The 26,421-nt window shown below is 69.8% G+C and carries 22 protein-coding genes; 14 read left to right on the top strand and 8 right to left on the bottom strand.

The features are described from left to right. From MMF98_RS19645 to pelG, 7 genes are read left to right on the top strand one after another with little or no spacing between them, the layout of a single operon-like run. Positions 1-2,787: a bifunctional glycoside hydrolase/polysaccharide deacetylase family protein gene (locus MMF98_RS19645; protein ID WP_243308815.1), complete on the top strand. Its 2,787-nt coding sequence runs from the start codon at positions 1-3 to the stop codon at positions 2,785-2,787. Next, a complete protein-coding gene (locus MMF98_RS19640; protein ID WP_243308814.1) occupies positions 2,750-6,475 on the top strand; it encodes a tetratricopeptide repeat protein in 3,726 nt (1,241 codons plus the stop codon). The genes MMF98_RS19645 and MMF98_RS19640 overlap by 38 nt, the downstream gene beginning before the upstream one ends. A 4-nt stretch (positions 6,476-6,479) precedes the next feature. After that, complete coding sequence (locus tag MMF98_RS19635; RefSeq protein ID WP_243308813.1) at positions 6,480-7,067, top strand: penicillin-binding protein activator LpoB; 588 nt, start codon at positions 6,480-6,482, stop codon at positions 7,065-7,067. Positions 7,068-7,107: 40 nt separating this feature from the next. Continuing rightward, positions 7,108-8,610, top strand: coding sequence for a PelD GGDEF domain-containing protein (locus tag MMF98_RS23750; RefSeq protein WP_243308812.1), 1,503 nt, complete (start codon positions 7,108-7,110; stop codon positions 8,608-8,610). Beyond that, complete coding sequence (locus MMF98_RS19625) at positions 8,607-9,647, top strand: tetratricopeptide repeat protein (RefSeq protein WP_243308811.1); 1,041 nt, start codon at positions 8,607-8,609, stop codon at positions 9,645-9,647. Before MMF98_RS23750 ends, MMF98_RS19625 begins: the two co-directional genes overlap by 4 nt. Then, a complete protein-coding gene (gene pelF, locus MMF98_RS19620) occupies positions 9,640-11,187 on the top strand; it encodes a GT4 family glycosyltransferase PelF (RefSeq protein ID WP_243308810.1) in 1,548 nt (515 codons plus the stop codon). The genes MMF98_RS19625 and pelF overlap by 8 nt, the downstream gene beginning before the upstream one ends. Continuing rightward, the gene (gene pelG, locus MMF98_RS19615; protein ID WP_243308808.1) at positions 11,187-12,557 is read left to right on the top strand and encodes an exopolysaccharide Pel transporter PelG; all 1,371 of its coding nucleotides are present in this window, start codon (positions 11,187-11,189) and stop codon (positions 12,555-12,557) included. The genes pelF and pelG overlap by 1 nt, the downstream gene beginning before the upstream one ends. Positions 12,558-12,607: 50 nt before the next feature. Here the strand turns inward: pelG and MMF98_RS19610 are convergent, their stop codons facing one another. Continuing rightward, positions 12,608-13,927, bottom strand: coding sequence for an AmpG family muropeptide MFS transporter (locus tag MMF98_RS19610; protein ID WP_243308807.1), 1,320 nt, complete (start codon positions 13,925-13,927; stop codon positions 12,608-12,610). A 31-nt stretch (positions 13,928-13,958) separates the two neighbouring features. Between MMF98_RS19610 and MMF98_RS19605 the strand changes: the two genes are divergently transcribed. Then, on the top strand, positions 13,959-14,765 hold the full coding sequence (locus MMF98_RS19605) for a M48 family metallopeptidase (RefSeq protein WP_243308806.1): 807 nt from the start codon (positions 13,959-13,961) through the stop codon (positions 14,763-14,765). A gap of 38 nt (positions 14,766-14,803) precedes the next feature. Here the strand turns inward: MMF98_RS19605 and MMF98_RS19600 are convergent, their stop codons facing one another. The 3 genes from MMF98_RS19600 to MMF98_RS19590 all read right to left on the bottom strand — a co-directional run bounded on the left by MMF98_RS19600 (position 14,804) and on the right by MMF98_RS19590 (position 17,451). Then, on the bottom strand, positions 14,804-15,442 hold the full coding sequence (locus MMF98_RS19600; protein WP_243308804.1) for an MBL fold metallo-hydrolase: 639 nt from the start codon (positions 15,440-15,442) through the stop codon (positions 14,804-14,806). A 71-nt stretch (positions 15,443-15,513) separates the two neighbouring features. After that, entirely contained in the window at positions 15,514-16,494 is a 981-nt protein-coding gene (locus MMF98_RS19595) for a tripartite tricarboxylate transporter substrate binding protein (protein WP_243308802.1), read from the bottom strand. Between the two features lie 30 nt (positions 16,495-16,524). Next, on the bottom strand, positions 16,525-17,451 hold the full coding sequence (locus tag MMF98_RS19590) for an amidohydrolase family protein (RefSeq protein WP_243308801.1): 927 nt from the start codon (positions 17,449-17,451) through the stop codon (positions 16,525-16,527). Between the two features lie 139 nt (positions 17,452-17,590). Between MMF98_RS19590 and MMF98_RS19585 the strand changes: the two genes are divergently transcribed. Then, positions 17,591-18,058, top strand: a complete 468-nt coding sequence (locus MMF98_RS19585) for a MarR family winged helix-turn-helix transcriptional regulator (RefSeq protein ID WP_243308799.1) — start codon at positions 17,591-17,593, stop codon at positions 18,056-18,058. Positions 18,059-18,091: 33 nt separating this feature from the next. Here MMF98_RS19585 and MMF98_RS19580 read toward each other — a convergent pair whose 3' ends face one another. Then, entirely contained in the window at positions 18,092-18,883 is a 792-nt protein-coding gene (locus MMF98_RS19580) for an exodeoxyribonuclease III (RefSeq protein ID WP_243308797.1), read from the bottom strand. A 10-nt stretch (positions 18,884-18,893) separates the two neighbouring features. Between MMF98_RS19580 and pyrE the strand changes: the two genes are divergently transcribed. Both pyrE and MMF98_RS19570 read left to right on the top strand, forming a co-directional pair. Then, positions 18,894-19,598 carry an orotate phosphoribosyltransferase gene (gene pyrE, locus MMF98_RS19575; RefSeq protein WP_243309673.1) on the top strand — a complete coding sequence of 235 codons (705 nt, stop codon included), beginning with the start codon at positions 18,894-18,896 and terminating at the stop codon, positions 19,596-19,598. 8 nt (positions 19,599-19,606) lie between these two features. Beyond that, positions 19,607-20,281 (top strand): DUF4124 domain-containing protein, encoded by a 675-nt coding sequence (locus MMF98_RS19570; protein ID WP_341481323.1) that lies wholly within the window; start codon positions 19,607-19,609, stop codon positions 20,279-20,281. Positions 20,282-20,351: 70 nt separating this feature from the next. Here MMF98_RS19570 and gatB read toward each other — a convergent pair whose 3' ends face one another. Genes gatB through gatC form a run of 3 tightly spaced genes read right to left on the bottom strand, consistent with a single transcriptional unit; the run spans position 20,352 to position 23,600 of the window. After that, positions 20,352-21,827 (bottom strand): Asp-tRNA(Asn)/Glu-tRNA(Gln) amidotransferase subunit GatB, encoded by a 1,476-nt coding sequence (gatB, locus tag MMF98_RS19565; RefSeq protein WP_243308796.1) that lies wholly within the window; start codon positions 21,825-21,827, stop codon positions 20,352-20,354. A gap of 4 nt (positions 21,828-21,831) precedes the next feature. Next, the gene (gene gatA / locus MMF98_RS19560) at positions 21,832-23,304 is read right to left on the bottom strand and encodes an Asp-tRNA(Asn)/Glu-tRNA(Gln) amidotransferase subunit GatA (RefSeq protein ID WP_243308794.1); all 1,473 of its coding nucleotides are present in this window, start codon (positions 23,302-23,304) and stop codon (positions 21,832-21,834) included. Continuing rightward, positions 23,301-23,600: an Asp-tRNA(Asn)/Glu-tRNA(Gln) amidotransferase subunit GatC gene (gatC, locus tag MMF98_RS19555; protein WP_243308792.1), complete on the bottom strand. Its 300-nt coding sequence runs from the start codon at positions 23,598-23,600 to the stop codon at positions 23,301-23,303. Before gatC ends, gatA begins: the two co-directional genes overlap by 4 nt. 212 nt (positions 23,601-23,812) lie before the next feature. Here gatC and MMF98_RS19550 point away from each other — a divergent pair, with 212 nt between their 5' ends. From MMF98_RS19550 to mreD, 3 genes are all read left to right on the top strand, one after another. Continuing rightward, entirely contained in the window at positions 23,813-24,856 is a 1,044-nt protein-coding gene (locus MMF98_RS19550; RefSeq protein ID WP_243308784.1) for a rod shape-determining protein, read from the top strand. Positions 24,857-24,938: 82 nt separating this feature from the next. Next, positions 24,939-25,862 carry a rod shape-determining protein MreC gene (gene mreC / locus MMF98_RS19545; RefSeq protein ID WP_243308782.1) on the top strand — a complete coding sequence of 308 codons (924 nt, stop codon included), beginning with the start codon at positions 24,939-24,941 and terminating at the stop codon, positions 25,860-25,862. Positions 25,863-25,881: 19 nt separating this feature from the next. Next, positions 25,882-26,400, top strand: coding sequence for a rod shape-determining protein MreD (mreD, locus tag MMF98_RS19540; RefSeq protein ID WP_243308780.1), 519 nt, complete (start codon positions 25,882-25,884; stop codon positions 26,398-26,400). Positions 26,401-26,421: the final 21 nt, after the last annotated feature.

Below are 26,421 nucleotides of genomic sequence, written 5' to 3'. Positions count from 1 at the left end.
GTGCGCCGGCTGCGGCTCTGGCTGGCAGCGATTGCTGCAGTTTTGATAGCAACCGGCGTCCATGCGGCGGGGACCCTGGGCACATTCGCCTTCTATTACGGCCGGGACATCCCGTGGGAGGCGCTGGGCGCCTTCGACGTCGCCGTGGTCGAGCCGGGCCATGTCGGCCCCACGGGCTGGGCGCACCGCCTCAACCCGGACACCACGGTCGCGGCCTACGTCTCGGTGGGCGAGGTGCATCCCACGCGTCCCTATTTCGCGCAGCTGCGGCCCGAATGGAAGCTCGGCGAGAACCGGGCCTGGGGCTCGGTGGTGGTCGACCAGGCGGCGCCGGGCTGGAGCGCGTTCTACCTCGCGCAGGTGGTGCGGCCGCTGTGGCAGCAGGGCTACCGCGCGTTCTTCCTCGACACGCTCGATTCGTTCCAGCTCGTCGCCAAAACGCCCCAGGCGCAGCAGCGCCAAGTGGCCGGCCTCGCGGCGCTGGTGCAGGAGATCAAGCGCGCCTACCCCGACGCCCGGCTGATCCTGAACCGCGGCTTCGAGATCCTGCCGCAGGTGCACGGCCAGGTGGACGCGGTGGTGGCCGAATCGCTGTTCCAGGGCTGGGACGCCGAGCGCAAGGAGTACCGCGAGGTGACGGCCGAGGACCGCGACTGGCTGCTCGCGCAGCTGCGCAAGTGCCGCGACGAGTACCGCCTGCCGGTGGTGGCCATCGACTACGTGCCGCCCGAGAACCGGGCGCTGGCGCGCGAGACGGCGCGCCGCATCAAGGCGCTGGGCATCGTGCCCTGGGTGGCCACGCCCGAGCTCGACAACCTCGGCGTCGGCCAGGTGGAGGTGCTGCCGCGCCAGGTGCTGGCGATCCATGACGAGCCCGGCAACCTGTCGGAGCTGGCCACGCACGAGATCCACCGCGTGGGCACGCTGCCGCTGAACTACCTCGGCCTGGACGCGAAGTACGTCTACTACGGCGCCGACGAGATGCGCGAGCTGGCCGAGCAGCCGCTGGCCGGGCGCTACGCGGGCGTGGTGACCTGGTTCAACCGCGGCTCGTTCGACGAGACGCCTGCGCTCATGAAGCTGCTCAACGCCGCGCGCGTGCAGGGCGTGCCGGTGGTGATGGTCGGCGCGCTGCCCGGCGACACCGCGATGAACGCGTTCGGCGTGGACATCGGCGAGACCAAACGCAGCACCACCTCGCTGACGCTGGAAAAACTCTCGAAGTACACCGGCTTCGAGATCGAGCCCAAGCCGCTGGCCGCCAGCTTCACGCCTGCCACCGTGCGCCAGGGCGAGGTCTGGCTGCGCGTGCGCAGCGCACAGGGCGAGCGGGCCGACGTGGTGGCCGTCACGCCCTGGGGCGGCTTCGCGGCCGACCGCTACTGGAAGGTCGACCTGCCGCAGGACAACGGCGAGCGCTGGGTGGTCGACCCGATCGCCTTCTTCCGCGCCGCGCTGCGCGTGGCGCCCGGCGTGCCGGTGCCCGACGTCACCACCGAGACCGGCCGCCGCCTGCTGATGGTGCACGTGGACGGCGACGGCTTCCCGAGCCGCGCCGAGATTCCCGGCACGCCGATCGCGGGCGAGCACCTGCTGCGCGAGTTCCTGGAGCGCTACCGCTGGCCCAGCACCATCTCCATCATCGAAGGCGAAGTCTCGCCGCGCGGCCTGTATCCGGCGCTGTCGGCCCAGATGGAGGCCACGGCGCGCAGGATCTTCGCGCTGCCGCATGTCGAGATCGCCAGCCACACCTGGAGCCACCCGTTCTTCTGGGCCGACTCGGAACTCGGCCGCGCCCACGGCAACGCCGTCATGGCGCTGCCGATCCCGGGCTACCGCTACGACCCGGTGCGCGAGATCGTCGGCGCGCGCGACTACATCAACACCCTGGCGCCGCCCGGCAAGAAGACCCGCATGGTGCTGTGGAGCGGCGACACCCAGCCGCTGGCCGAGCCCGTGAAGCTGGCCTACCAGGCCGGCCTGCTCAACATGAACGGCGGCGACACCCTGATCACGCGTGCCGAGCCCTCGCTGACCCTGGTCGGCCCGCTGGGCATGATGAAGGGCGACTGGTTCCAGGTCTACGCGCCCAACCAGAACGAGAACGTCTACACCAACGACTGGACCGGCCCGTTCTACGGCTACGAGCGCATGACCGAGACCTACGAGATGACCGACCTGCCGCTGCGCCTCAAGCCGGTGGACATGTACTACCACCTCTACATCGTCACCAAGCGCGCCAGCATCGCCTCGCTGCACAAGGTCTACGGCTGGGCCGAGGCCCGGCTCAAGGCCCAGACGCTGCACCCGGTCTACGCCAGCGAATACGCCGAGCGCGTGCTCGACTGGCGCCGCGCCACCGTGGCGCGCACCGACGGCGGGCTGGAACTGCGCGGCGGGCGCTTCCTGCGCGAATGGCGCATCGAGGCCGACCAGCCGCTGCCGGCCTTCAGCCCGGCCAGCGGCTTCGCGGGCCACCTGCGGCATGCCTCGGTCGAGTACCTGCATGCTTCGAAATCGATAGCAAACTATGACCAAGGGACAAGGACCTCCGCCGGTTTTTATCTCGAATCGGCGAATGCGCGGCTGATTTCGTGGACGCAGGACGGCGCGCTGCAGCGGCTGGCCTTCGAGGGCCACCTGCCGCTCAACGCGCGGCTGGTGGCCCCGGGCTGCGAGCTGCAGGGCGCCGTGCCCGGCCTGCGCGCCAGCCGCAGCGGCGAGGCGCTGGTCATTGAAGGAAGCCAGGTTGGACAAACCACCGTCGTACTCCGTTGCGCCGGGTGACCGCGGGCGCGACCGCATCCTGCCGCGCGGAGGCGTGCTGGGGCTGGTCGGCATCGCGGTGATCGGCCTGGTGCTGGTGTTTCCCAAGCGCGACCTGCTGACGCTGTTGCGCCAGGAGTCCGAGCTCGGCAACCGCGATCTCACCATCGCCTACCTGCGCAACATCATCCGCACCGAGCCGCGCGACCTCAACCTGCGCCTGCTGCTGGCCGAGAAGCTGATCGCGGCCGGCGAACTCGACGAGGCGCGCCAGGCGCTCGGCCAGGCCCAGGCGCTGCTGGGCGGCGACGCCGCGGCCCAGGCGCGCTGGGCCGAGTGGGACCTGGCCTGGTGGCGCGCGCGCTACCGCCAGGTGGCGGCCACCGGCCAGCCGGCCGACATGGCCGCCGCCGAAGTGCTGCAGCGCCTGCGCGGGCAGATCGCCGCGGTGGACCGGCCGGCCCGCGTGTTCGCGCTGGTGGGCACCCTGCACGAGCTGCAGCCCGAGCCGCCGCAGGCCCGCCAACTGGTGGCCGGCCTGCTGCAAAGCCTGCTGCGCATGCCCTCGGCGGGCCTGGGCGACCTGACCCAGGGCGCCCGCCTGGCGCTGGCCGAAGGCGCGCTGCCGCAGGCGGCCGACCTGTTCTTCGCGGCGCGCGGGCGCACCGCGCAAACCGATGCGCGCCAGCGCCTGCTCGAGCAGGGCGTCCAGGCGCTGCTGGCCGCCGGCCAGCCGGTGCAGGCCTACCAGGCGGCGGCGCGCGAGTCGGCGCCGCTGCCTTCGGGCGACCCCTACCACTGGACGCTGGCCAGCCTCGCGCTCGGCGCCGCGCTGCCGCGCGAAGCCGCCGCGCACCTGCGCCAGGTGCTGCCGCCCTCGATGAGCGCGGCCGCGCTGGCCGCCAGCCTGTCGCCGCAGCAACTGCGCACCGCCTACGACACCTTCGCCGCCGCCAGCGACCTGCCGCAGGCGCTGCGCATGGCCGAAGCCGGGCGGCTGCAGCAGCCCGGCGATGCCGGCTGGCTGGAACGCTATGCGCAGGTGTCCGAGTGGTCCGGCCGGGGCCCGCAGGCGCTGGCCGCCTGGGTGCAGCTCATGCAGCGGGGCGCCAGCGAGCGCGCCCTGGACAACGTGTTCCGCCTGAGCCCCATGCTCTACGACGACGATGCGCTGCTCGCAGCCTGGCTGGCGCTGCAGCGGCGCCGCCCGCTCTCCGACGACGAGACGCGCCGCGTGGTGGCGGTCTACGAGCGGCTGGGCAACGTCGACGGCGCGCTCGCCTTCCTGCGCCGCCTGATCGAGACCCAGCCCGGCACGCAGCGCGGGCTGCTGTCGCAGCAGGCCGCGCTGCTCGAGCGTGCCGGCCGCCCGCGCGAAGCCATCGCCGTGCTGGAGGCGCTGCGGCCCGCCGGCCTTGCGCGCGACGACGCCATGCGGCTGGCGCAGCTGCACCTCAAGCAGGGTGACCAGCCCGCCGCGCTGCGCGCCCTGCAGGCCCGGCTGCCCGACGAGGCCGGCCAGGCCTTCGACGCCGACTACTGGAACCTGCTGGCCGATCTGGCCTGGGAAACCGGCGAGCGCGCCGCGTCATGGCGCGCGCTGGACGAAGTGATCGCGCGCGGCGCGCCCAAGCCCTACCAGGCCGAGCGCGCCGTGCGGCTGCGGCTCGAAGCTGGCGATGCGCCGGCCGCGCGCGCGCTGGCCGCGCGGCTGTACCCGCGCACGCCCAGCGACGAGCTGGTGTTCGCCTGGCTCGACGCCATCGATGCGCAGCCCGACACGGCCGAGCTGCAGCAGCTGCTGGCGGCCCTGCAGGCGCCGCACCGCGCCCGGCTGGAGCAGAACACGGCCTTCCTGGAGCGGCGCGCCGGCCTGCACGTGCGCCTGGGCGAGCTCGCCAGCGCGGCGCGCGACTACCGCCAGGCGCTGGCGCTGCGCCCCGACCTGGCCGCGGCCCGCGTGGCCTACTGGTGGCTGCTGATCGACCAGCAGGACGATGCCGCGCTGCGCGCCGAACTCGGCCGGCATCTGGGCCGCGTGCGGCACAACGCCGCCTACCGCGAGGTGCTGGCGGCCGCGATGCAGCAGCTCGACCAGCCGCGCCAGGCGCTGGCGCTGATGCTGCCGCAGGCGCCGGCGCACGCCGATGATTTCCTCTGGCTCATGAACTACGCCGACGTGCTCGAACGCGCCCAGCAGGGCTCGGTGGCGCTGCGCGTGCGCCGCCATGCCTGGGGGCTGGCGAACCGCGCCGCGGCCCAGCCGGCCGACGCGGCGCAGGCGCGCCAGGCCCTCATGACGCAGCTGCGGCTGGCCGCGGCGTTCGCCGGCGGCACCCAGAAGCAGCGCTGGCAGCAGCAGCTCGGCGCCCTGCTGGCGGCGCCGCAGGCCGATGCCGAGAGCCGGCGCCAGCTCGATGACCTGGCCGCGGCCTGGCTGCTCTCGGCCGGGCGCTTCGACGCCGCCGCGCGCTGGCTCTGGCGCCAGCAGGCAGCGCGCATCGAGACCCCGGCCTACCAGCAGGCCGCGCTGGCACTGGCCAACGGCGACCTGCAGCAGCTCGACCGCCTGCTGGACCGCCCGGCCCCGGCGCGCGGGCGCGGCGCGCAGCGGCTGGACATCCAGGACGAGATCACCGCCCTGCGCGAGCTCGACCGGGTGCCGCAGGCGGCCGCCGCCGGCGTCACCCTGGGCCAGCGCCTGCCCGAGGGGCTGGACGACGACACCCAGCAGGCGGTGCAGGAAGACCTGCTGCGCAGCAGCTCGAATGCCGGCGTGCAAAGCCTGTACCGCACCACCGGCGGCCTGGCGCGCAGCGGCGTGGGGGCGCAGGTCGAGCGGGTGCTGGGGCCGGGGCTGCGCCTGACGGTCGAGCTGACCTCGCTCGACAACCGCGTCACCGATGCCAGCCAGATCGCCGCCGTGCCCGCGCACGACCGCGAAGCGCGCCTGGGGCTGCAGGCGAAGACCGCCTGGGGCGAGGTGGTGGCCGAGGTGTTCGCGCGCGACGCGCTGGCCTCCTTCCAGGGCGGCCGGCTGCAGCTCACCCGCAAGCTCGACAGCCGCAGCACGCTGATCCTGCAGGCGGCGCGCAACGACCGCACGGACGACAGCGCGCCGCTGTCGGTGGCCGGCATGCGCGACCGCCTGGCCGCCAGCCTCGGCTACCGGCTGAGCAAGGAGGCCGAGCTGGAGGCCAGCGTGGCCGGCAGCCGCTACCGCACCCAGACCGGGGCCTACCTCGGGCGCGGTGTCGACGCCGCGCTCACCGGCAACTGGTACGTGCGGCGCGACTACCCCGACATCCGCCTGCAGGCCAGCCTGCGGCGCAGCCATGTGCGCTCCGACGGCCAGCCCGATGCGCCGGCCCTGTTCCTGATCCCGCCCGGCACGGCGCCCTCGGCGAGCTTCTTCCTCGGACAGGACGCGACGGCGTTCTCCGCCACCGTGGGCGTGGGCCTGTCGCAGTCCGACCCGGCCGTCTACAGCCAGGCCTGGCGGCCCTATGGCGAGATCGGCTTCGACACGCGCTGGGGCGCGGCTGGGCAATCCACACAGGGCTTGCTACGATTGGGCGCGAAGGGAGCGGTCGCCGGGCGAGACCAGCTTTCCATCAACCTGGACATCCGGCCCAGCCCGCCCGGACAGCCCAGCAGCGCGGGCTTGCGCGAGCTGCGGCTGCAGTACCAGATTTTCTTTGATCGGTGACACCATGAAAACTGCCTTCAACCCTGTTTGCGGCGCGGCCGGCCTGCTGGCCGCGGCCCTGCTGGCCGGCTGCGGCTCGCTCAGCCCCGGCGGCGCCGCGGGCCGCGCGCCGATGGAGCAGGCCATCGCGCCCGCCGACAAGGTGGCGATGCTGCCGATCGCCAATTTCACCGACGTGCCGCAGGCCGGCCTGCGCGCCGAGGCGCTGCTGGAATCGGCGCTGCGCCAGGCCGGGCTGCGCCAGCTCGTGGTCTACCCGCCGGCGCTGAACCCCGAAACCCTGTTCGAGCCCGGCGAGCGCAAGGCCCAGGCCGAGGCCGAGAAGTGGGCGCGCGCGCAGGGCATGCGCTACACCATCAGCGGCGCGGTCAACGAGTGGCGCTACAAGGTTGGCGTGGACGGCGAACCCGCCGTCGGCCTGATGCTGCAGGTGCGCGACTTGAAGACCGACCAGGTGGTCTACTCGACGGCCGGCGGGCGCACCGGCTGGAGCCGCGAGGCCCTGGCCGCGGTCGGCCAGAAACTGACCGCCGAACTCGTCTCGGGAATCCGCATTGAGCCCGCCGCCAGCCTCCCCGCCGCCAGCCGGTAAGAAGCCGCCGCCCCGCGGCGCCGAATGGCGCCACAGCGGGGTGCCGGAGTCGGACTTCACGGCCTCGGTCAACGAACTGCTGGACGTGCTGCGCGAGCCCGAGCCGTCCGTGCGGCGCGGCAGCTTCGCGCCGGGCCGGCGCGCCCTGCCGCGCTGGCTGTCGCCGCTGGCGCGCGGGTTCAACATGCTGCGGCGCCTGCTGATGGCGCTGCGCCTGCTGCTGCGGCGCGCGCTCAGGTTCCAGCCCGGCCTCTACGGGCGCGTGGCGGAAACCCTGCTGTGGCCCGCGTTCTTCGTCTACCTGAGCTGGGTCAGCAACACCGAGAACCCGTTCTACATCAACGAAGGCTTTCCCTGGCCCTGGCTCGGGCCCTGGCTGATCGCGCTGCGCTACGGCGTGGGCTGGGGTGCGGCGGCCGCGCTCGGCCTGCTCGGCGCCTGGTCGCTGCTGGCGCCGGTGCCTGAGTTCCCGCGCCTGTACTTCCTGGGCGGCGCCATCATGACGCTGATCGCCGGCGAGTTCGGCGGCTACTGGAGCCTGCGCGCGCTGCGCCTGCGCGAGGCCGCGCACTTCCTCAGCGACAAGGTCGAGCGCCTGACGCGCCGCCTGTACCTGGTCAAGCTCTCGCACGACGAGCTGGAGTACGAGCTGGTGGACCAGCCCGGCACGCTGCGCGGCGCGCTGCGGGACCTGCGCATCATGCTGGACGAGCAGATGCACGACATGCGCGCCGACAGCGGCCGCCTGCCGGCGGCGCAGACCCTGCTCGACTTCATCGGGCTGCACTGCCGCCTCGAGTCGGCCGCGCTGTACGAGCTGCGCACGGAGCCGGTGCTGCGGCTGTACCGCGTGGCGTCGATCGGGGAGATCAGCGACCCCAAGCCCGACGACCCGATGATCGTGCGCGCCATCGAAACTGGCCGCCAGACGCACCTGCAGGAAACCCTGCTTGAAAAATCCCACCGCTCGGCCCTGATCGCGGCGGCGCCGCTGCTGGACGGCGAGCGGCAGGCCTTCGGCCTCATGGTCATCAAGAGCATGCCGTTCACCGCGCTGACGGGCGAGAACCTGCAGACCGTGGCCGTGCTGCTGGAGAGCTATGCCGACTACCTGCGCCTGACGCGCCAGGCCGGCGACCTGACCACGCTGTGGCCCGCGGCACCGCGCGGGCTGGCCGGCGAGTTCGCCTGGCTGGCGCGCCTGCGCGGCGAATACGGGCTGGAGAGCCACTGCGTGGTCTGGCGCGCGCAGCATGAGCGCCAGCAGGACATCATCGAGGAGATCCAGCAGCTGCACAGCCGCGGCGAAACCGCCTGGCACTGGCCGACCGAGCGCGGCGACGCCAACCTCACGCCCTGCATCATCGCGCTGGTGCCGTTCGCCTCGCCGGCGGCGGTGCGCGTCTACAAGCACCGCATCATGCACGGCGTGCAGCGCGTGTTCGGCGACCTGCCGGCCAATCAGCTGCTGGCCTTCGATTTCGCGATCAGCGACGAGGCCATGTTCGGCAACCTGCGCAGCGTGGTGGAGAGCCTCGGATGATCGGAACCTGGAAACTCGCCACGCTGGCCTTCAGCGCCGAAGTCGCCTCGCTGGCGCTGCTCGACCGCGACAGCTCCGAACTCGTGCTGGCGGGCTACTTCGCGCTGCACGCGCTGGCCAGCGCGCTGTCGGCCGGGCTGGCCTGGACGCTGCTGCCCGCGCCCTACCGCCAGCCGCGCGTGCCGGCGTTCGCCCTGCTGTTCTGCTTCGGCTTCTTCATTCCCGGCCTGGGCGTGGTGGCCACGGTGCTGACGGTGCAGATCGCGCAGCGCTTTCCCAAGATCCTGCGCACCGAGCGCTACGTGCAGGTGGCGATGCCCGAGTTCTCCACCGTGCAGCAGGAGGCCACGGCGCGCAGCGACCTGCGCGCCGGCGATGCGCGCCACATCCTGAAGGACCATTCGCTGCCGCTGGAGACGCGGCTGCGCGTGCTGGTGGCGCTGCAGTCGATGCGGCCCAAGGCCGCCGTGCCGCTGCTGCAGGGCCTGCTGTCCGACCCCTCCGAGGACATCCGCCTGCTGGCCTACAGCATGGTGGACGCCTGGGAGAAGGACCTGAGCGAGCAGATCCGCAGCACCCAGCTGCGCCTGCAGGCGGCGCGCCAGCAGGACGACCGCGCGCCGCTGGTGAACGCGCTGCAGCGCCTGGCCGAGCTGCACTGGCAGCAGGCCGACACCGGCCTGGCGCGCGGCGACCTGCGCCGCTTCGCGCTGCAGCAGGCGCAGAAGCACTGCGAGGACGTGCTGATGCTGGAGGCCCACGCGCCGGGCACCTGGCGCCTGTATGCGCGCGTGCTGATCGAGCTCGACCAGCTCGCGGCCGCGGCGCGCGCCCTGAGCCTGGCGCGCAAGCTGCGCATGCCGCCGGCGCAGGTCTGGCCGCTGATGGCCCACATCGCCTACCTGCGCCGCGACTACGACGGCGTGCGCAAGTACATCGGGCGCCTGCCGCCCGACGCCCAGCTGCCGCACCAGTGGCGTGGCGTGGCGGCCTACTGGCGCCAATACCGCATCGCGGGCGTGGATCTGCATGTCTGAGCCCGGCGGCCTGCCGCCTCCCGCGCCGGTGGCCGATGTCGGGCTGCTGCTCGAAGGCACCTACCCCTATGTGTCGGGCGGGGTGTCGAGCTGGGTGCATCAGATCATCACCGGCTTTCCCGAGCTCACGTTCGCGATCTGCTTCCTCGGCTCGCGCCGCCAGGACTACGGCGAGCAGAAGTTCAAGCTGCCGCCCAACGTGGTGCACCTGGAGGAGCATTACCTCTACGAGGGCTCGGGCGCGCCGCCGGTCACGCCGCAGCCGGGCGACGCCGGCATGTTCGAGCTCAACCGCGAGCTGCACGACTATTTCCGCGACCCGGCGGGCCAGGCCGTGCGCGGCGCCGAGGTGCTGGAGACGGTGGTGGGCGAGCTCAACGGCCGCATGGACCGCTCGCAGCTCCTGTACAGCCAGGCCGGCTGGAACTACATCACCGAGCAGTACCGCGAGCGCTGCACCGACCCGAGCTTCGTCGACTACTTCTGGACCGTGCGCACCATGCACGCGCCGATCTGGACGCTGGCGGCCATCGTCGAATCGTTTCCGCCGGTGCGCTGCTACCACTCCGTCTCCACCGGCTACGCGGGCTTTCTCGGCGCGTTGCTCAAGCGGCGCTGGCAGCGCAGCCTGGTGCTGAGCGAGCACGGCATCTACACCAAGGAGCGGCGCATCGACCTGTACGCCGCGCGCTGGATCGCCGACAACCGCACGCTGCTGCAGCGCGACCCGACGCAGGCCGGCTACTTCCGCCAGATGTGGATCCGCTTCTTCGAGGCGCTGGGCCGCATGTGCTACGACGCGAGCGACCAGATCATCGCGCTGTACGAGGCCAACCGGCTGCGCCAGGTGCAGGACGGCGCGCGGCCCGAGCGCACCAGCAACATCCCTAACGGCATCGACGTGGTGAAGTTCGGCGCGCTGCGCGCGCTGCGGCCGGCCGAGGTGCCGCCCATCATGTGCCTGATCGGCCGCGTGGTGCCGATCAAGGACATCAAGACCTACATCCGCGCCACCCGCGTGATCGTCAACCGCCTGCCCGACTTCCAGGCCTGGATCGCCGGCCCCGAGGACGAGAGCCCGGCCTATGCGGCCGAATGCAAGGAGCTGGCCGAGAGCCTGGGCGTGCAGAACAACGTGAAGTTCCTCGGCTTCCAGAAGCTCACCGACCTGCTGCCGCAGATCGGCCTGGTGGTGCTCAGCTCGATCAGCGAGGCGCTGCCGCTGGTGCTGCTCGAAGGCTATGCCGCGGGCGTGCCCGCCGTCAGCACCGACGTGGGCTCGTGCCGCCAGCTCATCCACGGCCTGGACGAGGAGGACCGCGCCCTCGGCGCCTCGGGCGCGGTGGTCGGCATTGCCGATCCGCAGGCGCTGGCCGAGGCCGTGCTGGCGCTGCTGACCGATGCCGACGCCTGGCACGCCGCGGCGCGCGCCGGCATCGCGCGCGTGGAGCGCTACTACACGCACCCGGTGATGTTCGCGCGCTACCGCGCCGTCTACGAGCGCGCGCTGGGCACGGCTCTGCCGCAGGAGCCGGGCTGATGGCCGGCATCGGTTTCGAGCTGCGCAAGCTGATCAACCGCGACAGCTATTTCTCGCTGGTGCGCGCCTATGCCTACGCCGGGCTGATCAGCTCCGGCCCCTGGGTGCTGTCCATCCTCGGGCTGGTGGCGATCGGGCTGCTGTCGATCAACGTCGTGGTGCCCAGCGTGCTGATCAGCCAGTTCCAGGTGTCGGTGACCTACCTGATCATGGCCTCGCTGATCTTCACCGGGCTGGTGCAGCTCGGCTTCACGCGCTGGGTGTCCGATCGGCTGTTCGCGCGCGAGAGCGAGAAGGTGGTGCCCAACTTCGCGGGCGTGCTGCTCGTGACCAACCTGGTGGGCGGCACGCTGGCGGTGATCCTGGTGTTCACCAGCTTTCGCGGCGAGAGCGTGATCTACCGCACGCTGATGGTGGCCGGCTTCGTGACCATGTGCGACATCTGGGTGGCGACGACCTTTATGAGCGGCCTCAAGTTCTACAAGGTCATCGTGGCGCTGTTCGCGGGCGGCTATTCGCTCTCGGTGCTGCTGGCCATGCTGCTGCGCGGCGCCGGCCTGGAGGGGCTGCTCGCGGGCTACGTGGTCGGCCAGTTCATGATGCTGTGCGGCATGGTGTTCATCGTGCTGCGCAGCTTTCCGACGCCGCGCCTGATCGCGTTCGACTGCTTCGCGCCCGGCGCCATGTACCCGAGCCTGGTGGCCGTGGGCCTGCTCTACAACTTCGCGATCTGGGCCGACAAGATCGTGTTCTGGCTCGCGCCCGACACCAGCAACAACGTGATCGGCCCGCTGCGCGCGAGCCTGATCTACGACATGCCGGTGTTCCTGGCCTACCTGGGCATCATCCCGGGCATGGCGGTGTTCCTGGTGCGCTTCGAGACCGATTTCGTCGAATGGTACGACAAGTTCTACAACGCGGTGCGCCAGGGCGGCTCGCTCGAGGAGATCGCGCGCATGCGCGACGAGATGGTGTTCGCGATCCGCCAGGGCTTGCTCGACATCGTGAAGATCCAGACGCTGTCGGTGCTGGTGATGGTGGTGTTCGCGCCCGCCATCTTCGAGAAGCTCCACATCAGCACGCTGTACCTGCCGCTGTTCTACGTGGACGCGGTGGCGGCCAGCCTGCAGGTGGCGCTGCTGGCGGTGATGAACGTGTTCTTCTACCTGGACAAGCGCCGCGAGGTGCTGGCCGTGGTGAGCCTGCTGGCCGTGCTCAACGTGGCGCTGTCGGCCGTCACGCTGCGCCTGGGCGCGGTGTTCTACGGCTATGGCTTCGCGCTGGCGCTGCTGGTCACGCTGGTGTTCGCGCTGCGGGTGCTCGAGCGCAAGATCGGGCGCCTGGAGTACGAGACCTTCATGTTGCAGTGATTCAGGTTGCTATGAAAAGCATAGCAATCAATGACCGCTGTACCTGGACCTCAGGCCTTTTTGACCCTTGAAGCAAGCCAGACCAGCAGCAGCACCGGCAAACCGAGCAGGGCGGTGGCGGTGAAGAAGTGGCTGTAGCCGAAGCTGTCCACGTACTTGCCCGAGAAGCCGGCCAGCCATTTCGGGAACAGCAGCATCATCGAGCTGAACAGCGCGTACTGCGTGGCCGAGTAGTTGACGTTGGTCAGGCCCGACAGGTAGGCGATGAAGGCGGCCGAGGCAATGCCGCTGGACAGGTTGTCGGCCGAGATCACGAACACCAGCGCGCCCACGTCGTGGCCGCGCGTGCCGAGCCAGGCGAACAGCAGGTTGCTGCCCGCGCTCAGCACGGCGCCCAGCATCAGCACGCGCATCACGCCCAGGCGCATCGACAGCGCTCCGCCGACGAAGGCGCCGGCCAGCGTCATGATCACGCCGTAGACCTTGGTGACGGTGGCCACCTCGGTCTTGGTGTAGCCCATGTCCACGTAGAACGGGTTGGCCATGATGCCCATCACCACGTCGCTGATGCGGTAGACCGCGATCAGCGCCAGGATCAGCGCGGCCTGCCAGCGGTAGCGGCGCAGGAAGTCGGCGAACGGCTCCACCAGCGCGCCGCGCAGCCACTCGCCGGCGCTCTTGGGCGGCGCCAGCTCGCGCCGCACTGGTTCGGGCGACAGCAGCACCGTCAGCACGCCCAGCAGCATCGAGCCGGCCATCACGAGGTAGGCGGCCTGCCAGGCGCCGTGCTGGTAGTCCCCGGCGTTGCTCACCTCGGCGCGCGCGGCCACCCACAGCACGCCGGCGCCGGCCCAGATCATGGCCAGCCGGTAGCCGGTCTGGTAGGTCGCGGCGAGGGCGGCCTGCCGGTCGGTGTTGGCCGATTCGATGCGAAAGGCGTCCAGCGCGATGTCCTGCGTGGCCGAGCCGAAGGCCACCACCAGCGCGCACCACACCACCGGCCCCAGCGCCTGCTGGGGGTCGTTCAGCGCCATACCGGCCAGGCCCGCCATGACGGCCAGCTGCGCCAGCAGCAGCCAGCTGCGGCGCTGGCCCAGCCAGCGCGTGAGCAGCGGCAGCGGCAGCCGGTCCACCAGCGGCGCCCAGCACCACTTGAAGCCGTAGGCCAGGCCGACCCAGCTCAGGTAGCCGATGGTGGTGCGGTCGATGCCGGCCTCGCGCAGCCGGAAGCTCAGCGTGCCCAGCACCAGCAGCAGCGGCAGCCCGGCCGAAAACCCCAGCAGCAGCATGCGCAGCGTGGGGGCTTCGAGATAGACCTTGAGCGTGTCGGCCCAGGAAGGCCGGCCCGCGTTCTGGGGGGATGCTTTCATGATTCAATCATACTGTCGAGAGGTGTGATGCATGCGTTTTGCTATCAGTTTCATAGTGAGTTGTGGCCTGCTGGCGGGGACCTCCAGCGGTTTTGCCCGCGAGGGCGTGGAGGTGGGCGGCAACTCGACCTTCAGCAAGCTGGTGCCGGCCGGCGACGTGGAGCGCTCGGCCGTCCAGCAGTATGCGCAGATGCTGCAGCAGGCCGCCGCGCAGAACGCGCTGGGCCGCGACGACCACCCGCAGGTGCAGCGCCTGCGCGCCATCGCGCGCCGGATCATCCCGTTCAGCTATGAATGGAACCCGCGCGCCCGCGACTGGAAGTGGGAGGTCAACCTGATCGGCTCCCGGCAGATCAACGCCTTCTGCATGCCGGGCGGCAAGATCGCGTTCTACAGCGGCATCCTCGACCAGCTCAAGCTCAGCGACGACGAGGTGGCCATGGTGATGGGCCACGAGATCGCGCATGCGCTGCGCGAGCACGCGCGCGAACGCATGGGCAAGAACGCCGCCACCAGCATCGGCGCCAGCGTGCTGAGCCAGGTGCTGGGCCTGGGCCAGACCGGGCAGGCGCTCACCAACTACGGCGCCCAGCTGCTGACGCTGCAGTTCAGCCGCCAGGACGAGTCCGAGGCCGACCTGGTGGGCATGGAGCTGGCCGCGCGCGCCGGCTACAACCCGCAGGCCGGCGTGACGCTGTGGCAGAAGATGGGCGCGGCCAGCGGGGGGGCGCCGCCGCAGTGGCTGTCCACGCACCCGTCGGGCAGCACGCGCATCGCCGACATCCAGAAGAACCTGCCCAAGGTGATGCCGCTGTACGAGCGGGCGCGCAAGGGCTGAGCCCGCGGGAGACCCCTTTTCCCCCGGCGGCGCGAGGGTCACGTCCCGCCGACGTAGGGGTTGGTTTTGCGCTCGCGCCCGAAGCTGCTTTCCGGGCCGTGGCCCGGGATGAACACCGTCTCGTCGCCCATCGGCCACAGGCGCTGCGTGATGCTGGCGATCAGCTGATCGTGGTTGCCCTGCGGGAAATCGGTGCGGCCGATGCTGCCCGCGAACAGCACGTCGCCGACGAAGGCGCGCTGCAGCTCGGGTGAAAAGAACACCACATGCCCCGGCGTGTGGCCTGGGCAATGGCGCACCTGCAGCGTGTGGCCGGCCAGCGCGACGGTGTCGCCGTCCTCCAGCCAGCGCGTGGGCGTGAAGGCCTCGGCCGGCGGAAAGCCGAACATCGCGCCCTGCTGCGGCAGCGCGTCGATCCAGAACTGGTCGCCGCGGTGCGGGCCGACGATGGGCAGGCCGAGCCGGCGTGCCAGCTCGGCGGTGCCGCCCGCGTGGTCGATGTGGGCGTGGGTGAGCCAGATCTGCTCGAGCGCGAGGCCGCGGCGCGCCACCTCGGCCAGCAGGCGGTCGAGGTCGCCGCCGGGGTCGATCACGGCGGTTTTGAGGGTCTCGCCGCACCAGACGAGCGAGCAGTTCTGCTGGAAGGGGGTGACGGGGAGGGTGTGGTACTGGAGCATGGAGCGGGCGGGAGCGGGATGACAACGGTGGCAACCGTCATCTTCTCACGCTTGAAACGCCTGCCCGCGGTTCACTGCACTTCGAGCTTCACGAGCTTGAACACCGAGCGCAGGCGGTCCACCTCGGACTGGTAGAACTGGGCCGCCTCGGGCAGCGACTGGGCGCCGTCGCGTGCGATGCCGCCGGTGTCGCGGATGAAGGCGCGGTACTCGGGGCCCTTGAGCACGGCGTCCAGCGCGCCGTGGAGTTTCTGCACGACCGGCTCGGGCGTGGCGCGCGGCACGAAGACGCCGGTCCACACCGTGTAGACGAAGTTCTTGAGCGCCGGGCCTTCGTTGAGCGAGGGCAGATCCTTGGCCTGCGGCACGCGCGCCGCGCTGGTGGTGCCCAGCGCGCGCACCTTGCCGGCCTCGATGAGGCCTGGCACGTTGCCGGCCAGCGGCACGAAGGCCACGTCCACCTGGTTGCCCATCAGGTCATTGAACGCCGGCGCCAGGCCCTTGTAGGGCACGTGCACCATGCGCGCGCCGGTCTGCTGCTTGAAGTGCTCGCTCACCAGGTGGAACAGCGTGCCGTTGCCCGGCGTGGCGTAGCTCAGCTCCTTGTTGGCGGGGTTGCGGGCGTAGGCCAGCAGCTCGTTGACGTCCTTGAACTTAAGCCCGGGGCGTGTGATGAGCGCCAGGTAGGTGTACGAGAGCTGCGATACCAGCCGCAAGTCCTCGGCCACATACTTGACCGAGGGCAGGGTGAGCGGCGGCAGGATGGGCTCGCTCACGGTGGCCATCAGCAGCGAGTGGCCGTCGGCCGGCAGGCCCAGCACGCGGGCCACGCCGATGGAGCCGCCGGCGCCGGCGTAGTTCTCCACGATCACGTTCTGGCCGAGCTGCCGTTGCAGCAGCGGCTGCGCGGCGCGTGCGTCGGCATCGGCCGGGCCGCCGGCCGTGAACGGCACGACCATCGAGATCAGCTTGCTCGGGTAGGTCTGCGCCGTGGCGGCCAGGCTGCACAGCGCGAGCGCGGCGACGGCCGCCTTGAGGGTCAGTTTCTGCATGGTGTGTCTCCTGGAGTGTTGTCGAGGGGCTCAGGCGGCGCTGCGGCGCTGGCGCGTCTGGTCGATGCGGTACAGGCGCGTGGCATTGCCGCCCAGGATCAGTTCGATCGCCTCCTGCGGCAGCGGCGGCATGCCGATCTCGCGCGCCACGTCGTTGATGCCCATGATGGTCTTGTGGAAGGTCCACATGAAGGGGTTCTCCGAGCCGTAGAGCAGGCGCTCCCACGAGTTGACGCAGCCGAAGTCGTGGATCAGCTGGTACACCTTGCGCGGGTGGTAGAAGCCCAGCGCGCTCAGGTCGGCGTGGAAGTTGGGGTTGCGCGCCACCACGCCCATGGCTTCTTCCGCATAGGGGTAGCCCATGTGGCAGATCACGACCTTGAGCTTGGGAAAGCGCTGGCCGACCTCGTCGAGCAGCCAGGGCTGCTGCATCTTCATGTCGGCCCCGCACACGGGGGTGAAGCCCATGTGGAAATGGATCGGCACGCCGAGTGCCGAGGCGGCCTCGTACAGCGGGTCGCAGGCCTTGTCGCGCGGGTCGAAGTGCGCATAGGTGGGATAGAGCTTGCAGCCGCGGAAGTCGAGGTCGCGCACGCAGCGCTCCAGCTCCTCGGCCGCGCCCCAGGGGTCGATGATGGGGTCGACGCTGCAGATGCCGATCAGGCGGCCGTTGGAGGCGCGCACCTGATCCGCCACGAAGGCGTTGGGCACGTTGTAGGGGCGCTGCTCGGGTGGCAGCACGCGGTTCCAGTTGCCGGCCAGCACGCAGCAGACGTCGATGCCCACGTCGTCCATGACCTCGACCAGCAGCGCGCCGTCGCGCCGCTCGGTGGCCACTTCGGCGCTGTGGTAGCGGAAGCCGCGCTCCGTCCAGTTCTTGCGCAACTGCTTGTAGATGTAGTCCGAGACGTGCACGCCGGGCTGGCCCAGGTGGATGTGGTTGTCGACGACGAACATGCTTGAAAAACTCCGGTGAAGCCGTGGATGCCCTGAAGTCTAGGAGCAATGTAATTTGATGTCAAACAATTTGATGTCGAACAAAAAGAGAATGGGCCGGAGCGGCTTCTGCCCGGCCGTTATGCACTAAGCTAGCGCCATGATCACCGCCAAGCCCTCGAAGAATTCCGCACTGTCGCTTGGCGAACTGCCCACCATGGTGGGCTTCCACCTGCGGCGCGCGCATTCGGCGGCGCTGCGCGAGCTGGACCAGAAGCTCGGGCGCATGCAGCTGACCACGGCGATGCACGGCGCGCTGGAGATCCTGAGCTGCAACGCCGCGGTGTCGCAGAGCGTGCTGGCGCAGGCCCTGGGGCTGACGCGGTCGTCGATGGTGCCCATCGTGGACAAGCTGGAAGACCGCGGCTACGTCGAGCGCGTGCGCCTGGAAGAGGACCGCCGGGCCGTGCTGGTGAAGCTCACGCCCGAAGGCCGCAAGCAGAACGCGCGCCTGCGCCGCATCGTGCGCGAACACGAGGAGCGGCTCAACGCCGCGCTGGCGGGCTGCGACATGGCGCAGCTGACGGCCGCGCTGGAGCGGCTGACGGCGCTCGGCCCCAGCGCCTAGCCTGGGGCCTCGTAGCCATGGGGTGGTTCAGACTCAGAGCTTGAGTTCGTACTCCACCGTGATCGGCGCGTGGTCCGAGAATTTCTCAGTCTTGTAGATGTGCTCGCTGCGCGCCAGCGCGGCCAGCGCCGGCGTGGCCAGGTGGTAGTCCAGGCGCCATCCCACGTTGTTGGCGTAGGCCTGGCCGCGGTTGCTCCACCAGGTGTAGGCGGTGTCGGTGGCGGTGGGCTGGAGCTGGCGGTACACGTCCACCATGCCGGTCTCATTGAGCAGCCGGGTCATCCAGGCGCGCTCCTCGGGCAGGAAGCCGCTGTTCTTCTGGTTGCTGCGCCAGTTCTTGAGGTCGATCTGCTGGTGCGCGATGTTGACGTCGCCGCACAGGATGAAGTCGCGCTTCTTCTTGAGCTTGGCAAGGTGCGGATCGAACTCGTCGAGGAAGCGGAACTTGGCCTGCTGCCGCTCCTCGCCCGACGAGCCGCTGGGAAAGTAGCAGCTGATGATGGAGCGCTTGGCGCCCGGCGTGTCGAAGCGCAGCTCGACGTAGCGGCCCTCGGCGTCGAACTCGCTGGAGCCGTAGCCGATGATCACGTCGCTGGGTTCGTGCCGGGTGTAGACCGCCACGCCCGAGTAGCCCTTCTTTTCGGCAAAATGGAAGTGCCCCTTGAGTCCGGCCAATTCCTCGAAGCGGCCGCTCACATCGGCGGCCTGGGCTTTGACTTCTTGCACGCAAATACAATCCGGCTTGGTTTTGGCAATCCAGGCTTCAACCCCCTTGGTGGCGGCAGAGCGGATCCCGTTGAGGTTGAGGCTGGTTAATTTGAACAAGGAACTCTCCATGTCGGTTGGTGTTGCGGGCGCGTCGGATCAGGATCGGCTGGCCCAGGATTTTGTGCAATTCTCGGTCGATTCGGGCGTGCTGCGTTTTGGCGAGTTCAAGACCAAGGCCGGGCGCATGAGTCCGTACTTCTTCAATTCCGGCCTGTTCGACGATGGTGTCAAGCTCGGGCGGCTGGCCGAATTCTATGCACGCCGCCTGCTGGGCAGCGGCATCGAGTTCGACATGATCTTCGGCCCGGCCTACAAGGGCATTCCGCTGGGCGCGGCGGTGGCCGTCGAGCTGGCCCGCCTCGGGCGCAACGTGCCCTTTGCCTACAACCGCAAGGAGGCCAAGGACCATGGCGAAGGCGGCTCGCTGGTGGGGGCGCCGCTTCAGGGCCGGGTGCTGATCGTGGACGACGTGATGTCGGCCGGCACGGCGGCGCGCGAGTCGATCGCCCTGATCAAGGCGGCCGGCGCCGTGCCGCATGCGGTGGCGCTGGCGCTGGACCGGCAGGAAAAGGCCACCGAGAACGGTGTGGACGTAAACCACAGTGCTGTGCAATATGTCCGCAATCAACTCGGACTGCAGGTTTGCGCCATTGCGAGGCTGGAGGATTTACTCCAGTATCTGGCGACTCATGACAGCGGTGGCCTCGGCGCCCACCATGAACGGGTGCTGGCCTACCGCCAGCGTTACGGTGTCGACGAGGGCGCCGAATAAGGAGCAACGTGGCAGTACGCGCGTGGATGGCGACGGCAGGGCTGGCAATCGGCCCATTGCTGGCCGGCGGGTGGGGCCTGGCCCATGCGCAGGCCATCTATAGCTGCGTTGACGGCAAGGGCCGCAAGATCACGGCCGACCGCCCGATCGCCGAATGCGTGGACCGCGAGCAGAAAGAGCTCAATCCCAGCGGCACCGTGCGCCGCAGCGTCGGCCCGACGCTGACCGCGCAGGAGCGCGCCCAGCAGGAAGAAAAAGACAAGAAGCTGGCCGAGGAGCGGGCCCGCCAGGCCGAGGAAAAGCGGCGCGACCGCGCCCTGCTGATCCGCTACCCGAGCAAGGCGGTGCACGACAAGGAGCGCGCCGAGGCGCTGCACCAGGTCGATCAGGTCATCCAGGCCGCGAACAAGCGCATCGGCGAGCTGGTGCAGCAGCGCCAGTCCATCGACACCGAGTTCGAGTTCTACAAGAAAGACCCCGGCAAGGCGCCGGCCTCGCTCAAGCGCCAGGTCGACGAGAACGACCACAGCATGGCGGTGCAGAAGCGCTTCATCGCCGACCAGCAGAGCGAGAAGCAGCGCGTGAACGCGCGCTTCGACGAGGAGCTGGTCAAGCTGCGCCAGCTCTGGGCGCTGCAGGGCGCGCCCGCGGCCGCCGCGGCGCCCGCTTCCGAGAAAAAATAGCCAAACAGGCCCGATGTCCAGGTCGGGCGGTCATCGGTTGCTATGAAAATCAGAGCGACCGGCGCGCCCGTCAACCCAGTTTCTTTTTCAGCAACTCGTTCACCTGGGCGGGGTTGCCCTTGCCCTTGGTGGCTTTCATGGCCTGACCCACCAGCGCGTTGAACGCCTTGTCCTTGCCGGCCTTGTACTGGGCCACGTTGTCGGCATTGGCGGCGATCACGGCGTCGATGATCTTCTCCAGTTCGCCGGAGTCGTTCATCTGCCCCAGGTCCTTGTCGCGGATCAGCCGCTCGATCTGGGCCGGCGCATCACTGGCCTGGCCGGCGCGTTCCTGTTCGTTACTCCAGATTTCCTTGAACAGCGCCTTGGCGCCCGCACCGTTGATCCGGCCCTGGTGGAGCGCGGCAATGATGGCGGCCAGTTGCAGCGAATCGACGAGGGCGTGGCCGATTTCCAGGCCGGCCGCATTGAGGCTGGCGCTCAGTTCGCCGAGGATCCAGTTCGCCGACAGCTTGGCCTGCCCGCTGGCCCGGGCGCAGGCTTCGAAATACTTCGCCATCTCCTGGCTCTGCGTCAGCGTGGTGGCGTCATAGTCGGACAGCCCGTAGTCGCTTGCGAAGCGCTGCGCCATCACGCGCGGCAGCTCGGGCATCCCGGCCTTCACGCGCGCCACCCACTCGGACGCAATCACCAGCGGCGGCAGATCAGGATCGGGAAAGTAGCGGTAATCGGCAGCGTCTTCCTTGGTGCGCATGGCGCGGGTCTCGCCAGTGTCGGGGTCGAACAGCACGGTGGCCTGCTCGATCGCATGGCCATCCTCGATCTGCTCGATCTGCCAGCGCACCTCGTAATCGATGGCCTGCTGCATGAACTTGAAGCTGTTCAGGTTCTTGATCTCGCGCCGCGTGCCCAGCTCGCCGCCGGGCTTGCGCACCGAGACGTTGGCGTCGCAGCGGAAGCTGCCTTCCTGCATGTTGCCGTCGCAGATGCCGATCCAGGTGACGATCTTGTGCAGCTCCTTGGCGTAGGCCACGGCCTCGTCGGAGGAGCGCATGTCGGGCTCGGTCACGATCTCCAAGAGCGGCGTGCCGGCGCGGTTCAGGTCGATGCCGCTCTGGCCGATGAAGTCTTCGTGCAGCGACTTGCCCGCGTCTTCCTCGAGGTGGGCACGCACCAGGCGCACGCTCTTCTTCTCGTCGCCGAGGTAGAACTCGACCGAGCCGCCCTGCACCACGGGAATCTCGAACTGGCTGATCTGGTAGCCCTTGGGCAGGTCGGGGTAGAAGTAGTTCTTGCGCGCGAAGATGCTGCGCGGCGCGATGTGCGCGCCGATGGCCAGGCCGAACTGGATCGCGCGCTCGACGGCGCCCCGGTTCATCACCGGCAGCGTGCCGGGCAGCGCGAGGTCCACCGCGCAGGCCTGCGTGTTGGGCTCGGCGCCGAAGGCGGTGGAGGCGCGGCTGAAGATCTTGCTGTGCGTGGAGAGCTGCGTGTGCGTCTCGAAGCCGATCACGACTTCATAGCCCTGGATGAGTTTGGCGGTCATGGTCTCACACACCTTCCGGTTGGCGAAGGTGGAAATCGGTGGCCTGCTGCAGGCGGTGCGCGGCGTTCAGCAGCTTTGCTTCGGCAAAGTAGTTGCCGATGAGCTGCAGGCCCACCGGCATGGCGCCTTCGCCGAAGCCCGCGGGCACGCTCATGCCGGGCAGGCCGGCCAGCGAGGCGGGCAGGGTGAAGATGTCGGCCAGGTAGTCGGCCAGCGGGTCGTTGCCATGTTCGCCGAGTTTCCAGGCCACGCTGGGCGCCACCGGGCCGGCGATCAGGTCGCATTGTTTGAAGGCCTGCTGGAAGTCGTCGGCGATCATGCGGCGGATCTTCTGCGCCTGCAGGTAGTAGGCGTCGTAGTAGCCGTGCGAGAGCACGTAGGCGCCGATCATGATGCGGCGCTTGACCTCGTCGCCGAAGCCTTCGGCGCGCGTCTTCTTGTACATGTCGAGCAGGTCGGTGTAGTCCCTGGCGCGGTGCCCGAACTTCACGCCGTCGAAGCGGCTCAGGTTGGAGCTGGCCTCGGCCGGCGCGATGATGTAGTACACGGGAATCGACAGCTCGGTGCGCGGCAGCGAGATCTCCACGAGCCTGGCGCCGAGCTTCTCGTACTCCTTGAGCGCGGCGTCCACCGCGGCGCGCACGCCCGGGGCGAGGCCCTCGCCGAAGAACTCCTTCGGGATGCCGATGCGCAGGCCGTCGAGTGAGTCGTTCAGCGAGCGCGTGAAGTCCTCGGCCGGCACATCGAGCGAGGTCGAGTCGCGGTCGGGATCGGGGCCGCACAGAGCCGACAGCAGCAGCGCGCAGTCTTCGGCGCTGCGCGCCATCGGGCCGGCCTGGTCGAGGCTGGAGGCGAAGGCGATCATGCCGTAGCGCGAGGCGCGGCCGTAGGTCGGCTTGATGCCGGTGATGCCGCAGAAGCTCGCGGGCTGGCGGATCGAGCCGCCGGTGTCGGTGCCGGTGGCCGCGGGCGCGAGGCGCGCCGCCACGGCCACGGCGCTGCCGCCCGAGGAGCCGCCGGGAATGCGCGTCGGGTCCCACGGGTTGCGCACCGGCTTGAAGGCCGAGTTCTCGTTGGCCGAGCCCATCGCGAACTCGTCGCAGTTGAGCTTTCCGAGCGTGACCATGCCGGCCTCCGCCAGCTTGCGCACCACCGTGCTGTCGAACGGCGAGCGGTAGCCCTCCAGCATCTTCGAGCCGGCGGTGGTGGGAAAGTCGGTGGTGACGAAGATGTCCTTGTGCGCCAGCGGCACGCCCTCGAGCGCGCCGGCCGTGCCCGCGGCGATGCGCGCATCGGCCGCACGCGCCTGCGCCAGCGTGGCGTCTTCGTTCGTCGCGAGAAAGGCGCCCAGCGCCTCGTGCGTCTTCATGCGCGCGAGAAAGTGCTGCGCCGTCTCGACGGCGGAGACCTCGCGCCCGCGCAGCTTCGCGGCGAGCTGCGCCACGCCCAGTTCATGCAGTGCCCGGCCGGTGCTCATTCGATCACCTTCGGCACGAGGAACAGGCCGCGTTCGACCGCGGGCGCGCTTCGCTGGTTGGCTTCGCGCTGGTCGGGCTCGCTTGCCACATCGTCCCGCAGGCGCAGCGCGATGTCCTGGATGGCGGCCACCGGATGCGCCAGCGGCTCGATGCCGGTGGTATCCACAGCGCGCATCTGCTCCACGATGTCGAAGAAGCCGTTGATTTGCGTGAGCATGCGCTCGCTTTCGCTGGGGCTCAGCTCCAGCCGCGCCAGATGGGCGATGCGCCCGATATCGGAAGAAGTCAGTGACATGACGGGTGATGAGTCGAAACCGGGTGTAACCAGCGCCTTTTAGAGTGCTGCCCGACAAGTTATTCACAGGGGATGGGGTATTATCCCGCCTTTGACGCAACGGCTGCAAAACAGCCGGTATTTGCACCAAAAATGACGATTTCGCCCCCCTGCTGACCCATTTCACATGGCGACGGCCCGCCGAAGCGCAGGCCGTGCCCGAGAGGACTGTAATGTTTGGAGCATTCCGTCGGTACTTCTCCACCGACCTTGCCATCGACCTTGGTACTGCCAACACCCTGATTTTCGTCCGCGACAAAGGCATCGTTCTCGATGAGCCTTCGGTCGTCGCCATCCGCCACGAAGGCGGCCCCCAGGGCAAGAAAACCATCCAGGCCGTCGGCCACGAGGCCAAGGCCATGCTCGGCAAGGTGCCGGGCAACATCGAGGCGATCCGCCCGATGAAGGACGGCGTGATCGCCGACTTCACCGTCACCGAGCAGATGCTCAAGCAATTCATCAAGATGGTGCATCCGCGCGGCGTGCTCAAGCCCAGCCCGCGCATCATCATCTGCGTGCCCTGCGGCTCGACCCAGGTCGAGCGCCGCGCGATCCGCGAATCCGCCCTGGGCGCGGGCGCTTCCGAGGTCTACCTGATCGAGGAGCCGATGGCCGCCGCGATCGGCGCCGGCCTGCCGGTGAGCGAGGCCAGCGGCTCGATGGTGGTGGACATCGGCGGCGGCACCACCGAGGTCGGCGTGATCTCGCTCGGCGGCATGGTCTACAAGGGCAGCGTGCGGGTGGGCGGCGACCGCTTCGACGACGCCATCATCAACTACATCCGCCGCAACTACGGCATGCTGATCGGCGAGCCCACGGCCGAGGCCATCAAGAAGAACATCGGCTCCGCCTTTCCCGGCTCCGAGGTCAAGGAGATGGAAGTCAAGGGCCGCAACCTCAGCGAGGGTGTGCCGCGCTCCTTCACGATCTCCAGCAACGAGATCCTCGAGGCGCTGACCGACCCGCTCAACAACATCGTCTCGGCCGTCAAGAACGCGCTGGAGCAGACCCCGCCCGAGCTCGGTGCCGACATCGCCGAACGCGGCATGATGCTCACCGGCGGCGGTGCGCTGCTGCGCGACCTCGACCGCCTGCTGGCCGAGGAAACTGGCCTGCCGGTGCTGGTGGCCGAGGACCCGCTAACCTGCGTGGTGCGCGGCTGCGGCATTGCACTCGAGCGCATGGAGCGCATGGGCAGCATCTTTACCTCGGAGTGACGTGAAGCCAGTCCACCGGCCGCGGCCCCGCCACTTCGTGGCGATGCCCGGCCCGGCCGCCGGTTGACTGGAGAGGACCACCATGCCATTGGGCACCCTGGACCGCACGCCCCCGCCCTTCTTCAAGCAGGGCCCGTCGGCCCTGTCCAAACTGATGTTCTTCAGCGCGCTGGCGCTGCTGCTGATGGTGGCCGATGCGCGCTTTCGCGTCACGCAGCCGCTGCGCGCGGCGGTGGCCACCGTGCTCTATCCGATTCAATGGCTGGCCCTGCGCCCGGTGCAACTCGCGCGCCAGGGCGGCAGCTATTTCGAGGCGCTGCAAAGCGCCCAGGGCGAGGAACAGGCGGCGCGCCGCAAGCTGGCCCTGCAGTCGCAGCGCGCCAACCAGGTCGAGCAGCTGGCGCAGGAGAACGAGCGCCTGCGCAAGCTGCTGGCCCTGCGCGAGCAGGTGACCACGCCGGCCCAGGCCGCCGAGGTGCTGTACGACGCGGCCGACCCCTACACCCGCAAGGTGATCATCGACAAGGGGCTGGCCCAGGGCATCGAGGCCGGCTCGCCGGTGCTCGACGAGTCCGGCGTGCTGGGGCAGGTCACGCGCGTGCATCCGCTGGTCAGCGAGGTCACGCTGGTGATCGACCGCGACCAGGCCATCCCCGTGCTGAACACCCGCACCGGCGCGCGCAGCGTGGCCTACGGCGACCCGACCGGCCTGGCCGGCGGCGGGCTGGAGCTGCGCTTCATGGCCGGCAATGCCGACGTGCAGTCGGGCGACCTGCTCACCACCAGCGGCGTGGACGGCGTCTACCCGCCGGGCCTGCCGGTGGCCAAGGTGGACAAGGTGGAGCGCCGCGCCGACTCGGCCTTTGCCCGCATCCACTGCGTGCCGCAGGCGCTGGTGCAGGGCGCGCGCTACGTCATGGTGCTGAGCCCGGTGTCGGCGCAGATTCCCGAGCGCCCGCCGGGCGATGCCGCGCGCGAAACGGCGCGCAAGGGCCCGCGCAAATGAACCGCACCGGAGGCACGCCATGATCATGCGACCGGGCCAGCAGCTGCTGCTGCCGGCCAACCCGGTGTTCATCTGGGGCAGCCTGGTGATGGCCCTGCTGGTCAACCTGGTGCCGCTCGGGCGGGTGGCCTGGATGCCCGACGTGCTGGCGCTGGTGCTGGTGTTCTGGAGCGTGCACCAGCCGCTGCGCGTGGGCATCGGCGCCGCCTTCGTGTTCGGCCTGTGCATGGACGTGCACCAGGCCGCGCTGCTGGGCCAGCATGCCTGGGCCTACACCGCGCTGAGCTTCTTCGCCATCACCATCCACCGCCGCCTGCTGTGGTTCAGCGTGCCCTCGCAGGCGCTGCAGGTGCTGCCGCTGTTCGTCGCGGCCCATGCGATCGAGCTGACCATCCGCATGATCGGCGGCGGCGTGTTTCCCGGCCTGAGCCTGCTGCTGGCGCCGCTGTTCGAGGCCCTGCTGTGGCCGGTGGTGAGCGTGCTGCTGCTGGCGCCGCAGCGCCGGGCGCCCGATCCCGACGAGAACAGACCGCTATGAACGCCCGCACGGCCGCAGCGC

Origin of the sequence: Variovorax terrae, from assembly GCF_022809125.1 — a bacterium.
GTDB classification, from domain to species: Bacteria; Pseudomonadota; Gammaproteobacteria; order Burkholderiales; family Burkholderiaceae_C; genus Variovorax_A; species Variovorax_A terrae.
Note: the sequence above shows the minus strand (reverse complement) of the source record. Positions and strands in the feature narration are given on the sequence as shown.